The sequence below is a fragment of the Streptomyces sp. OfavH-34-F genome (assembly GCF_022347745.1).
Classification (GTDB): Bacteria; Actinomycetota; Actinomycetes; order Streptomycetales; family Streptomycetaceae; genus Streptomyces.
Genome location: NZ_JAKRGC010000005.1, coordinates 1 through 11,987, shown reverse-complemented (window position 1 = coordinate 11,987; position 11,987 = coordinate 1). Strand labels below are relative to the sequence as shown.

The window sequence follows — 11,987 nt, the reverse complement described above, 5'->3', positions numbered from 1 at the left end:
GGTAGGAGACCGAGATGAGCCAGGCGTCGGCTCCACCCCTGCTCGCCCTGCGCGGCGTCGCCAAGTCCTTCGGCGCCGTCCGCGCGCTGGTCGACATCGACCTGGAGATCCGCGCGGGCGAAGTGATGGCGGTGATGGGCGACAGTGGCGCGGGAAAGTCCACCCTGGTCAAAGTGATCGCCGGCGTCGAGCCCGCCCAGGAGGGCGTGATCAGCTGGAAAGGCCGCGCGGTACAGCTCACCCGCCCTCAGCACTCCCAGAACCTGGGCATTTCCACCGTCTATCAGAACCTCTCGCTGTGCGACAACCTCGATGTCGTCGGCAACCTGTTCCTCGGCGGCGAGTTGCGCCGGTTCGGGCTCCTGGACGAGATGGAGATGGGGCGCCGCACCCGTGCGCTGCTGGACACGCTGTCGATCCCTGTTCCCGACGCCCGCGTCCCGGTCGCCTCGCTCCCCTCCGACCAGCGGCAGATCGTGGCGATCGCACGCGCTCTGTTGAGGGAACCCGATCTCCTCCTCCTCGACAAACCCACCCAGGCCATGAACGCGCGGCAGACCAACAAGTTCCTCGACATGATCGAGGGGTTGCGCGACCGCGGACTCGGCATCCTGTTCATCAGCCACGCCATGGGTGACATCAAGGCGGTCGCGGACCGGGTCGCTGTACTCCGTCTGGGGCGCAACAACGGTGTCTTCAACGCGCACACCGCCTCTCAGGAAATGATTACTTCCGCCATCACGGGTGCCACAGATCACGCCGTGGCCCATCGCGCCTCGGAGCGGAAGGACGACGGACTGTGAGCGACACACGCGGTGCGACCGCTTTCGTCGACCGGCTGCGTGCGCTGCGCCGGCAGGGGGCGCGGGGGTACCTCGACGCCCGGCGGAACCGACTGCTCACGGGCGGGCTCGGCCCGGTGCCCGCGACCGCCGTCCTGGTGCTCGTCTGGACCGTTTTCCAGATCCTCGACCCCCGCTTCCTCTCCCCCCGCAACCTGTCCAACCTCAGCGTGGACGTCGTCGGCACGGGACTGATCGCCACCGGCCTCGTCTTCGTGCTGCTGATCGGCGAGATCGACCTCTCGGTCGGCGCGCTCAGCGGCTTCACGTCCGCCCTGTTCGCCGTGCTGAACGTCCATCACGGCATGCCCGAAGTGCTCGCCGTGCTCCTGGCGGTCGCCGCCGGCTGTGCGGCGGGCGCCCTGCACGGTGTCATCTTCGCCCGGCTGGGTGTGGCGTCGTTCGCGGTCACCCTCGCCGCGGCGCTCGGCTGGAGCGGCTTGCTGGCCATCGTCCTGAGCGGCAGCGGCACCGTCGTCTTCGACGACGAGGGGTTCGTCGCGACGCTGACCCGCTACCACTTCGGTCCCCCCGCCGTCGCGTACGTCCTCGCCGCGCTGGTGACCGGCATCTACTTCCTCGCCGCCCACCAGCGGTCGCGGTTCCACCGCGCCTCCGGCGCCGCGTTCCAGTCCACCGGCGGGATCGCCGTCCGTACGGGCGTGCTGGGCGTCATCGCCTTCGCCGGGGCTGCCGTGCTCAACGCGTACCGGGGGCTGCCCCTGGCCCTGCTGATCTTCCTGGCCGTGGTCGCCGCACTGGATTACGGACTGCGGCGCACGTCGTACGGCCGTGCGATCTACGCCCAGGGCGACAGCGTCGAGGCAGCCCGGCGCACCGGGCTCCCCGTGGTGGGAGTGCAGATCTCCGTCTTCATGGTCTCCGGGACGATGGCGGCGCTCGGCGGCCTGTTCCTGGCGTCGCGGACCAGCACGGTCGGCGCTGGCTCCCCCACCCTCATCCTGCTGGTCAACGCGGTCGCCGCCGCTGTGATCGGCGGCACCAGCCTGTTCGGCGGCCGCGGCCGCACCTGGTCCGCGATGCTCGGCATCCTGGTCATCCAGTCGGTGGCCTCCGGCATGGCGCTCCTGGGCCTGCAAGGTGCCCTCCAGATCGCCATCACCGCCGGCATCCTCCTGCTCGCCGTCATCGCCGACTCCCTCGCCCACCGCCCGCACCTCGCCCTTCGCGCCGACACCAGGGCCTGACCCCGGCGCCGCCGCCCCCGTGCCTCTCCGCCGGGTGCCGGCGCCCGCTCCGACTGGCTGCACCCACCTGACAGGGAGCAACATGGAGTGAAGCCGGCCGAGCGGCGGTGAACGGCAGCTCGGGCGTTGGGAGGCGGCGCGTGTTCGTGGACGGGCAGATCTTCGCGTCCTGCGGGGTCCGATGCGCCGCTGTCTACGTGCTGGCGGAGGACGGCCGCGAACTGCGCCTGGCCGAGGTGGCCGAAAGCCCTGCCACACGGCTCCCGGCTCCCACCGCGACGTACGCCCTCGCCGGTTCCTCACCCGTCGCCGACGCCTGCCGCACCGGGAGCCCCCGGTGGCTGACCACCGAGGACGCCGTCCGGTACGACCTGCCGGGATTCACTCCGGTCCCCTCCCCCGCGGCCGGCCGCAGCCCGGACGGAGCCGCACCGGCGGACACCGTCTCGGCGGGTGCGCTGCCGCTGGGCGGAGAGGCCCGCCTTCTGGGATGCCTGCTCGTGGTGGGCAGGAGCGGGGAGGGCTTCAGCGCCGACCAGCGCACGCTGCTCGAACTCTACGCAGGCCAGGCGGCCGCCGGGCTCGAAGCGGCCGCAGTCCGCGTCGCCGACCGAACCGGGGCGGCCCCCGGGCACCGGCCCACCCTGCTGCCCGCACGCGGCGGCGGTTTCGTGCTCACCCCCGGCACCGGGCACATGGACGTGGACGCAGGGGTGCTGAATCTGTTCGGCATCCCCCCGGAGGACTTCGACGGCGATGCCTCTGCCCTGCTCGAGTGCACCGCCCCGGACGACGCGCCCGCGCTGATGTCGGTCGTGAAGCCCCGGCAGACCAACTCCGACCAGCATCTGGTGTTCCGCATCCGCCGCCGCAACGGTGAGCTGCGCTGGCTGGACCTGCGCTGCCGCGTGCTGGCCGGCACCGGCGGCCGGCCCCGGCGTGTGCTGGGCGTGGTGAGCGAGGCCTCGCATCTGCGCCCCGGCGCCGACGACGTGTCCCTCGTACAGCGGCTGTCCGCCGCCCTGTCCGCTTCGACCACCACCCGCGATGTCGGTGAAGTCGTGGTCCGGTCCCTGCGCGCCCCGCTCGACGCCGACCGGATCGCGGTCGCCGAGGTGGAGGGCGACCACCTCGTGGTGATCGTCCTCGACCCGCCGGAACCGGACGCCTGGCCCCGGTCGTGGCGCGCGGAATGGCGGTCGGAATGGCCCGACGCGTCCTGCCACTCCCTGCCGACGTTGCAGAACGCCCTGCGGGAAGGACATGTCGGCCTCTGGCCCGCCGGAACCGAACTCGAACCCGGCCTCGAGGACGTCGGGCCCGGCGGCCTCGCCGTCCTGCCGCTCCCCGCCGACGGCCGGATGGTCGGGGTGTGCCTCGTGGGGTGGGAGGGCGAGCGCCGCTTCGGCCCCGCGGACCGGTCCCTGCTGACCGCGCTCGCGGGCGTGATGGGCCAGGCCCTGGCCCGCGCCCACGCTCTGGACGCCGGGCACGAACTCGCCACGATGCTGCAGCGCAGCCTCCTGCCCCGCCGGCTGCCGGCACTGGCCGGAGGGGCCGCCGTCGCCCGGTACCTGCCCGCGACCGCCGGCCTCGAAGTGGGCGGCGACTGGTACGACGTGATTCCACTCTCCGACGGCCATGTGGCGCTGGTCATCGGCGACGTGCAGGGCCACAGCGCCGCAGCCGCCACGATCATGGGGCAGATGCGCACCGCCATCCGGGCGTACGCGGTCGAAGGCCACCCGCCCGATGTCGTGGTGGCCCACGCCAACCAGCTGCTCGTCGGCATGGAGACCGACCTATTCGCCACCTGCACCTATGTCGACCTGGACATGGAGGAGGGCACCGCCTGGGTCGTTCGGGCGGGGCACCTGCCGCCGCTGCTGCGGCTGCCCGACGGCGCGACCGAGGAGCCGGAGATCGAAGGCGGCCCGCCGCTCGGCGTCATCACCGACGGCGAGTTCCCCATGACCCAGCTCAGCCTCGCCCCCGGCACCCTCGTCGCGCTCCTCACGGACGGACTGGTGGAATCGGCGACACTCCATCTGGAGGACGGCATGCGGGCCGCACGCGACGTGCTCGCCGCCGCCGATCCGGCCGATCCCGAGGGGGCGGCCGACCGGCTCGTCGCCGGCACGCTCCGTAGACACGACGACGTGGCCGTCCTGATCCTGCGCTACGACGGCATGCGGGTCCGGCCCATCCGGGCGCGGTGGGCGGTATGGCGGCTTCCCGACGCGGTCATGCACGCGCGCCGTTTCACCGCCCGGACCCTGCGCGACTGGTCCGTGACGGAGGAGAACGACACCGTCCTGCTGGTCGTCTCCGAACTGGTCACCAACGCCGTCGCGCACACCACGGGCGAGGTCCGACTCGGTCTGACGCTGACCGGCGACCGGCTGCGCATCACCGTGCACGACGCCTCCCCTCGTACACCCGTGAAGTCCGAGACCGTCGACTGGGAGGAGACCGGCGGACGCGGCCTGATGCTGGTCGAAGCGATGGCCACGGCCTGGGGTTCCGTACCGCTCAGCGGCGGCAAACAGGTGTGGTGCGACATCGCCCTCTCGCCCCGCGACGAAGCCGTCCCCGCCCTCTGAAGGCCCGGCTGCGAACGAGCGCGGGACGGTCGCTCGTACCTGGGTCGGGTCGCCCGGGGAGTGGGTAGGAACGCTCCTGGGGATCACGGCGGTTGGGGAGGCGGCGGTGAACGGGAGGGCACGGTCGAGGGTGGCGGGTGCCGTCCTGGGCGTGGCCGTTTCAGCGCTGACGTGCGGGCTGGCCGTGGTCGCGGCGGTGCTGGTTCCCGCGTGGTGGCCGCACCCGGCTGCGGCGGCCGTCGCGGCACTCGTGATCCTCGGCGCCGGGTTCGCGGCGATCGGCGTCTGCTTCGTCCGCCTCGGCCCCTGGCACTTCGGGGTGGCCGCGATCGTGGAGAGCCTGCTGGCTCTGGGGTTGCTGGTGTTCCTCGGCCAGGCCGTGCTCGATGTGTGGGGCGAGCGGGTGGACACCGTCGTCACGAAGTCCGTACGGCACGAGAGCAACTCCCCGACGGGGAAGGTCACCCGGTCCTGGTGGGAGTGCTCGCTGGCACGGCCCGACGGCAGGCGAATCGAGCGAAACCTGAGGGAGTCGGACCTCGTCCCGCTCGGGAAGGCGTGCCCCGCCGGCGCGGAGGCCGGGGACCGGCTCGTGGTGTACGCGGTGCCGGGAGGCTTCGCCGCGCCGCAGAGGAACGCACCCGTCGGCGGCGTGTGGTTGGTCGTCACCTTCACGGTCGCCGCCACAGCGGCGGCAGCGACGCTCACGGCTGTCGGCATGTCCCGGGCGGGCGCACCCGCGCCTTTGCCGTAAGCCCCCGTGCCGACCGCTGCGCACGCCGGACGCGGGCGAATGAGGCCCGGTGAGGGGGGTGGAAGTGCATGCGGCGGGCGGTTAATTGGGCTGCGTTCGGCGCGGGGCCTGCCCATACTGGCGGTCCGCGACTCCCAGAACCACGAAGGAACGTTCCCGCGTGCAGGCCGCCGTCACCGTCACCCCCGCTCAGATCCCCGAACTGCTGCTGGGCCTCGCCACCGTGCGGCCCGTCTTCCTGTGGGGCGCGCCGGGAATCGGCAAGTCGTCGCTCGTGCGGAAGTTCGCCGAGTCCCTGGGGCTGGAGTGCGTCAGCCTGCTCGGAACGCAACTGGCGCCGGAGGATCTCATCGGCGTGCCGCAGATCCGGGACGGCCGGTCCGTGTTCTGTCCGCCCGAGTCCATCGCCCGTGACGAGCCGTACTGCCTGTTCCTGGACGAGCTCAACGCGGCGACGCCCGATGTGCAGAAGGCGTTCTACTCGCTGATCCTGGACCGCCGCATCGGCACCTACGAGCTGCCCGCCGGGTCGATCGTCATCGGGGCCGGCAACCGTGCCACGGACAACGCGCTGGCGCGGCCCATCGCTTCCGCGCTGGTCAACCGGCTCACCCATGTCCATCTCCGGGCCTCGGCCGCGGACTGGCTGGTGTGGGCGGCCGAGAACGGTGTTCACCCGTGGGTGACGGACTACCTCGCCGACCGGCCCGACCACCTGTGGTCGCAGCCGCCCAAGACCGAGGAGCCGTTCTCCACGCCCCGGTCCTGGCACATGCTGTCGGACGCCCTGCACTCCTTCGGGCCGGAGATCGATGAGGAGACGCTGAAGGTCGTCGTGCACGGCACGCTGACACCCGCTCACGCGGTCTCCTTCAGCGGCTACGCGAAGATCGTCCGTCATGCCTTCGGCCTGGAGGCGATCCTCAAGGGCGACGCCTCCTGGCCCGGGCGGCCCGAGGACCGCGACCTGCTCTACTACCTGGCCGACGCGTTCCGGGGGCACCTGGTCAAGGAGCTGCCGCGCCAGAAGGAGCACGTCTCGCCGTCCCTGCGGCAGACCGCCTACCGGGCCAAGTCGCTGCTCGTGCAGCTTGCCGAGATCTCGGTCGAGGTCGCCCAGACCGTCATCGCGGACGACGCCGACGGGCTTCCCGTGCTGCCCGCGTGGTTCCTCGTGGAAGCCGCGCGGGACATGCCCCGGCTCGTCGAGGCCCGCCGGTGACGGGGTCCGGCGGGCGCCGGGGCGGTGGCAAGGGCGCGAAGAAGAAGACCGACCCGGCCACCGAGGCGTTCGCCGCCGGGCTCGCCCTCGTCAAGCGCAATCCGGCGTTCGCGGCGCTGGAGGCGTCCGTGTGCCGCCAGGAGGGGTGCGTGCTCGCCCCGGCAGGCGGGCTGGCCGCCGTCACCTCGAACGGCACCATCCACGCCCACCCCACCAAGCGGGCCGACCCGGCCGAGTGGGCGTGGGCGCTCGCCCACTGCCTGCTGCACCTCGGCTTCGGCCATCTGCCCGCCTCGGCGGACGACCCGCGGGAACAGCCCGACCGCTTCGACCGCGCGGCACGCTGCGCGGTCGTCAACCGCTTCCTGGACGGCCACCCGGTGGGCCGGGCGCCCGTCGTCCTGCCGGACTCGTTCCCGGGTGGCGACGAGGAACTGCTCGCCGCCCGGTGGCGCCGCGACGGCATTCCCGCCGCGTACGAACACTGCGGCGCCGCGGGCAAGCACCCGGACCAGGTCCTCACCACGTGGAACGCCTGGAACTCCGCGGTCCCGGACTGGGAGACCGCCTTCGCGCACGCGCTGACCCGCAGCGTGTCCGCCGCGATGGACGTGGCCGGTGGCCGACGCGACCGGATCACCGGAGAACTCGCGCCCCAGCGGCCCTGGGACCGTGCACTGAACTGGTTCATCTCCTCCTACCCGCTGCTGGGCGGGCTCGCCTCGGGCCTGGAGATCGTGGCCGACGCCGAGCTGGCCCGGGCGCAGGGCATCGCCGTCGCGGCGGTCAGTCCGGTCGCGGGCGAGATCTACGTCAACCCGCTGCGCGGGCTCACCGACGAGGAGTGGCGCTTCGTCCTCGCGCACGAGATGCTGCACGCCGCGCTGCGGCACGGCGAACGCCGTGGGGGCCGCGACCCGTTCCTCTTCAACGTGGCCGCCGACTACGTCGTCAACGACTGGCTGGTCCAGATGCGCGTCGGCGACATGCCCGAGGGGCTGTTGTACGACCCGGCCCTGCGGGGCCTGTCCGCCGAGGAGGTGTACGACCGCATCGCGCACGACCTGCGCCGTCACCGCAGGCTCGCGACGCTGCGGGGCAAGGGTGCCGGGGACATCCTCGGCGAGCCGCTCGCACATGCCGGGGCCCGGCCGTACACCGACCTGGACGAGTTCTACCGGCGCGGTCTGGTGCAGGGTTTCGACCTGCACCAGTACGGGAAACGCGGCCTGCTGCCCGCAGGGCTCATCGAGGAGATCCGCGCCCTGGCGCACCCGCCCGTGCCGTGGGACGCGCGGCTGGCGCGCTGGTTCGACGAGTACGTTCCCCGGCCGGAGCCCGTGCGCTCGTACGCGCGTCCGGCACGGCGGCAGGCCGCGACGCCCGGCATCCCGCGCGCCGGACGGTACTTTCCGCCCGAGGAGACGGCCCGCTGCACCTTCGGTGTCGTACTGGACACCTCCGGCTCGATGAACAACGCCCTGCTCGGCAAGGCGCTCGGTGCCATCGCCTCGTACGCCGAGGCCCGGGACGTGCCCGCGGCACGCGTGGTCTTCTGCGACGCCGCCCCCTACGACGCCGGATACCTGCCGCCCGCCGAGATCGCCGGCCGGGTGCGGATACGCGGCCGCGGCGGTACCGAACTCCAGCCCGGCATCGACCTGCTGCACCGGGCCGACGACTTCCCGCCGGACGCGCCGGTACTCGTCATCACCGACGGCTGGTGCGACGTCCTGCGCATCCGGCGCGAGCACGCCTACCTGATACCGCGAGGCGCGTCGCTGCCGTTCACCCCGCGCGGCCCGGTGTTCCGGCTGGCCTAGGAGCGAGCCGGGGCCGGGACCGTCAGGTGCCCGCCGGCCGCGCCCCGAGCACCGGCAGCAGCCGCAGCTTCTCGTCGTCCGGCGAACCCGGCGTCGCGGTGTACACCAGCAGCGTCTGGTTCTGCTCCGGGTCCAGGAGGACCTGGCACTGGAGGGTGAGGACGCCCAGTTCCGGATGGCGTACCAGCTTGGGGTCCACCCGTGGTACGTCGATCTCGTGCGCGCTCCACAGGGCGGCGAACTCCGGGCTGCGGTCCAGCAGGAGGTCGCGCAGGTGCTCGGCGCGCCCGCCCGCGCCCTGCCGCGAGTAGGCGGCGCGCAGGCCGGAGGTGAAGAACCGGCTGTGCAGCGGGTGGTCCTGCTCCGGGTACAGGAGCCGGGCGGCCGGGTCGGTGAACCAGCGGTAGGTGAGGCTGCGCTCGGGTCCGGTGAACCCGGTCTGGTCGCCGAGCAGCGCGGTGGCCGCCGGTGTCTGGGCGAGGGTTTCCGCCACGTCGCTGACGACCTGCGCCGGTGTGTCGTCCAGCCGCCCGAGGATGCGCATCAGGCCGGGCGTGATGTGGTCGGAGCGCAGGTTGCCGGGGCGCGAGGGGGTGTTGTGTCCGGCGATACGGAACAGGTGGTCGCGCTCGGCGAGCGAGAGGCGCAGCCCGCGGGCGATGGCGGCGAGCATCGGTTCCGAGGGCTGCGGCCCGCGCTGCTGCTCCAGCCGGCTGTAGTAGTCGGTCGACATGCCGCTCAGCGCCGCGGCCTCCTCGCGGCGCAGGCCGCGGGTGCGGCGGCGCGGCCCGCGGGGCAGCCCCACGTCTTCCGGTTGCAGGGATTCGCGTCGGGTGCGGAGGAAGTCCGCGAGTTGTGCTCGGTCCACGGTTCCAGTTTCCCTCGTCGTCCCGGTGCCTGGGGTCCGGGCGGCTGGTGGAGGTGTACGGGCCGGCCCGGGCGGCCGGGGTCGTCTCAGAGCAGCATGCCGCCCGACGCCTCGATGCGCTGCCCCGTGACCCAGGACGTGCCCTCGGTGAGCAGTGCCGCGGCGGCGGCGCCGATGTCGTCGGGTTCGCCGGGGCGGCCCATCGCGGTGACGCCGCTCATCGTGGCGCGCATGTCCTCGTTGTCGCGGACGCCGCCGCCGCCGAAGTCGGTGCCGGTGGCACCGGGTGCGAGGGCGTTGACCGCGATGCCGCGCGGCCCCAGCTCCTTGGCCAGGTAGCGGGTGAGGACCTCGACGGCCCCCTTGGCCGCGGCGTAGGCGGCGGTCGGCGCGGCGACGAAACGGGTCAGGCCGGTGGAGACGTTGAGGATGCGGCCGCGGTCCGCGATCAGGGGCAGCAGGGCCTGGGTGAGGAAGAAGACGCCCTTGACGTGGACGTCCATCAGCCCGTCGAACTGCTCCTCGGTGGTCTCTTCGAACGAGGCGTACACGCCGTGTCCGGCGTTGTTGACGAGGATGTCGAGAGTGTCGCGGCCCCACTCCCGGGCCAGCGCCTCGCGCACCTGGGCGGTGAAGGCGGGGAACGCGGCGGTGTCGGCGGTGTCCAGCCGCAGGGCGATCGCGGTGCGTCCCAGCTTGCGGGCCGCCTCCACGACGGCCTCGGCCTCGTCGGCGTGCGAGCGGTAGGTGAGGATCAGGTCGGTGCCGGACTCGGCGAGGTGCAGGGCGGTGCTGCGGCCGAGGCCCCGGTTGGCGCCGGTGATCAGGGCGATGCGGGTCATGGTGGCTCCGTTCGATTCGGGTGCGGCGGCCGGTCCCTCTGCCGTCCGCCCCTCCACGATCGCGCGTCGCCGGGTGCTGGATGAAGGCCGCGGTTGTCCAGGGATCGCGAGTCCCCCCTTACGGGCGCGCGGCGGCGTCATGCGGTCCGCGTCGCCGAGGACGGACCGGGCCGGGACTCCTCGTATCGTCACCGCGTTCCCCGGGTCGGTGGTGGGTCAGCGGCGGGCTGCCGTGATGGTGATCATGAGGGGGATCAGGCGGGTGGGAGGGATGCGGTAGCGGCCCCGGCCGGTTGTCTCCAGCCAGCCCGCGGAGACGAGTTGGCGCAGGTGGTGGTAGATCTGGCCGGTGGTGCCCAGACCTTCCAGCGCGGCGAGTTCGGCGACGACCGTGCGCCCTGCGGCCACGGCCTGGATGAGCCGCAGCCGTACGGGGTGGCCGAGTGCCCCGATGGTGTCGGCCGCTTCCGACCAGTCGGAGGTGATGACCGAGTCCGTGGCGTCCGAGCGCTCCCATTCGACGAGTTCTCCGTCGGGGCCGACCACGGAGCCGGCGAAGAGGACTCCCCCGCGCGCCACTTCCTGGAGGCGTTCGCGGAGCCGGGGCAGGGCCCAGTGGGCTTCGGCGGGCATCTCGCCGGGGCTGGGGTTCGCGGGGCCGTCGCCCAGCCTGGCCTCGAGTGCGGAGAGGCGCCGCGACAGGTCGGCGACCTGCTCGGCCAGGGCCTCCCGGGAAGGCGCGTGGTCGCTCATCGGCCCAGCCTAGCGGTGGCCCCGCGAGGCCGGGCCTCGACGGGGCCACCGAGGTGCACTAGGCGTCCTTCGACAGGGCGGCGACGAGGCTCTTGGGTCGCATGTCGGTCCAGTTCTCCTCGATGTGGCGCAGGCAGGCCGCGCGCTCGTCGGGGCCGAACACACGGGTCCAGCCGGCCGGTACCGCGACGGACTGGGGCCACAGGGAGTGCTGGTTCTCGTCGTTGACGAGCACCACGAAGCGGGCGGTCTCGTCGTCGAAGGGGTTGGTCATGGGATGGCCTCTTTCCTGCGGTCGGCTTTCTCGTGGTCGAACTGGTCGTCGGGGTCGTGGTCGGCGTCGTGCTGGTGGGGGTCCGGGGCCGGGAGGTCGGCCACCCGTGCTCCGGGCCGCGCGGCCACCGCGTCGAGCAGGGTGGTCAGCTCGTGCAGGAGGCCGTGGGCGGCTCCTGGTTCCAGCGCGCCCGGCCGGTGGTCGAGGCGCAGGTGCAACGTGTCGCCGGTGGCGAACGCGACCAGGGTCAGCGGGTAGTGGGTGGCGTCGCGGCCCGTCACGGCGGCGACCCTCAGGCCGTGTGCGGGGCGGGTGAGGGCGGCCCGGTCGAGGGGGTAGTTCTCGAACACGAGGTGGGTGTCGAACAGTTCTCTGCGTCCCACCGCGCGCTGGATCTCGCTCAACCCGATGTGGTGGTGGGGCAGCAGCCGGGCCTGTTCGTCGCGGAGCCGGCGCAGCGCCTCGCGTACGGTCTCGGTGCCGTCGATCCGCACGCGTACCGGGACGGCGTCGATGAACAGGCCGATCATGGCGTCCATGCCGGGGAGTTCCGGCTGGCGGCCCGAGACGGTCGCGCCGAACACGACGTCGTCGGTGCCCAGGCGCCGGGCCAGGAGGAGGGCCCAGGTGCTCTGGACGACGGTGTTGAGGGTGATGCCGTCGCCGCCGAGGGCGCGCAGGGCCGCAGTGGTGGCTTCGGACAGCGTCGCGCTCAGGGAGGTGGCGGGGCCGCTGCCCGCCGGGACGGGCCCGGTCAGCCGCCGGGGTGCCGGCAGGCCGTCGAGGGCGGCGCGCCAG

General features: G+C 73.0%; 11 protein-coding genes. 6 read left to right on the top strand and 5 right to left on the bottom strand.

Translation table 11 applies throughout. The features are described from left to right. Positions 1 to 14: 14 nt before the first annotated feature. The 6 genes from MHW47_RS02080 to MHW47_RS02055 all read left to right on the top strand — a co-directional run bounded on the left by MHW47_RS02080 (position 15) and on the right by MHW47_RS02055 (position 8,452). Positions 15 to 803, top strand: a complete 789-nt coding sequence (locus MHW47_RS02080; RefSeq protein ID WP_239220844.1) for an ATP-binding cassette domain-containing protein — start codon at positions 15 to 17, stop codon at positions 801 to 803. After that, positions 800 to 2,050, top strand: coding sequence for a sugar ABC transporter permease (locus tag MHW47_RS02075; RefSeq protein ID WP_239220843.1), 1,251 nt, complete (start codon positions 800 to 802; stop codon positions 2,048 to 2,050). The genes MHW47_RS02080 and MHW47_RS02075 overlap by 4 nt, the downstream gene beginning before the upstream one ends. Before the next feature lie 146 nt (positions 2,051 to 2,196). Next, positions 2,197 to 4,653: a SpoIIE family protein phosphatase gene (locus MHW47_RS02070; RefSeq protein ID WP_374230044.1), complete on the top strand. Its 2,457-nt coding sequence runs from the start codon at positions 2,197 to 2,199 to the stop codon at positions 4,651 to 4,653. A gap of 151 nt (positions 4,654 to 4,804) precedes the next feature. Continuing rightward, on the top strand, positions 4,805 to 5,407 hold the full coding sequence (locus MHW47_RS02065; RefSeq protein WP_239220841.1) for a hypothetical protein: 603 nt from the start codon (positions 4,805 to 4,807) through the stop codon (positions 5,405 to 5,407). A gap of 160 nt (positions 5,408 to 5,567) precedes the next feature. Next, positions 5,568 to 6,629 carry an ATP-binding protein gene (locus tag MHW47_RS02060; protein ID WP_239220840.1) on the top strand — a complete coding sequence of 354 codons (1,062 nt, stop codon included), beginning with the start codon at positions 5,568 to 5,570 and terminating at the stop codon, positions 6,627 to 6,629. Further along, the gene (locus MHW47_RS02055; protein ID WP_239220839.1) at positions 6,626 to 8,452 is read left to right on the top strand and encodes a hypothetical protein; all 1,827 of its coding nucleotides are present in this window, start codon (positions 6,626 to 6,628) and stop codon (positions 8,450 to 8,452) included. The genes MHW47_RS02060 and MHW47_RS02055 overlap by 4 nt, the downstream gene beginning before the upstream one ends. Positions 8,453 to 8,474: 22 nt before the next feature. On the opposite strand, the gene MHW47_RS02050 is transcribed toward MHW47_RS02055, so the two are convergent. From MHW47_RS02050 to MHW47_RS02030, 5 genes are all read right to left on the bottom strand, one after another. Beyond that, entirely contained in the window at positions 8,475 to 9,320 is an 846-nt protein-coding gene (locus tag MHW47_RS02050; RefSeq protein WP_239220838.1) for a helix-turn-helix transcriptional regulator, read from the bottom strand. Positions 9,321 to 9,406: 86 nt separating this feature from the next. Continuing rightward, positions 9,407 to 10,162: an SDR family NAD(P)-dependent oxidoreductase gene (locus tag MHW47_RS02045; RefSeq protein ID WP_239220837.1), complete on the bottom strand. Its 756-nt coding sequence runs from the start codon at positions 10,160 to 10,162 to the stop codon at positions 9,407 to 9,409. A 216-nt stretch (positions 10,163 to 10,378) separates the two neighbouring features. Further along, complete coding sequence (locus MHW47_RS02040; RefSeq protein ID WP_239220836.1) at positions 10,379 to 10,915, bottom strand: helix-turn-helix transcriptional regulator; 537 nt, start codon at positions 10,913 to 10,915, stop codon at positions 10,379 to 10,381. 58 nt (positions 10,916 to 10,973) lie between these two features. Next, positions 10,974 to 11,189 (bottom strand): MbtH family protein, encoded by a 216-nt coding sequence (locus MHW47_RS02035; RefSeq protein ID WP_239220835.1) that lies wholly within the window; start codon positions 11,187 to 11,189, stop codon positions 10,974 to 10,976. Next, positions 11,186 to 11,987 (bottom strand): condensation domain-containing protein (locus MHW47_RS02030; RefSeq protein ID WP_275448759.1); only part of this gene is annotated, 802 nt, incomplete at its 5' end. The genes MHW47_RS02030 and MHW47_RS02035, both read right to left, overlap by 4 nt.

Excerpts from the sequence above, each read along its gene's own strand:
- MHW47_RS02045 (WP_239220837.1), bottom strand. The coding sequence starts at position 10,162 with ATGACCCGCATCGCCCTGATCACCGGCGCCAACCGGGGCCTCGGCCGC.
- MHW47_RS02040 (WP_239220836.1), bottom strand. The coding sequence starts at position 10,915 with ATGAGCGACCACGCGCCTTCCCGGGAGGCCCTGGCCGAGCAGGTCGCC.
- MHW47_RS02035 (WP_239220835.1), bottom strand. The coding sequence starts at position 11,189 with ATGACCAACCCCTTCGACGACGAGACCGCCCGCTTCGTGGTGCTCGTC.
- MHW47_RS02080 (WP_239220844.1), top strand. The coding sequence starts at position 15 with ATGAGCCAGGCGTCGGCTCCACCCCTGCTCGCCCTGCGCGGCGTCGCC.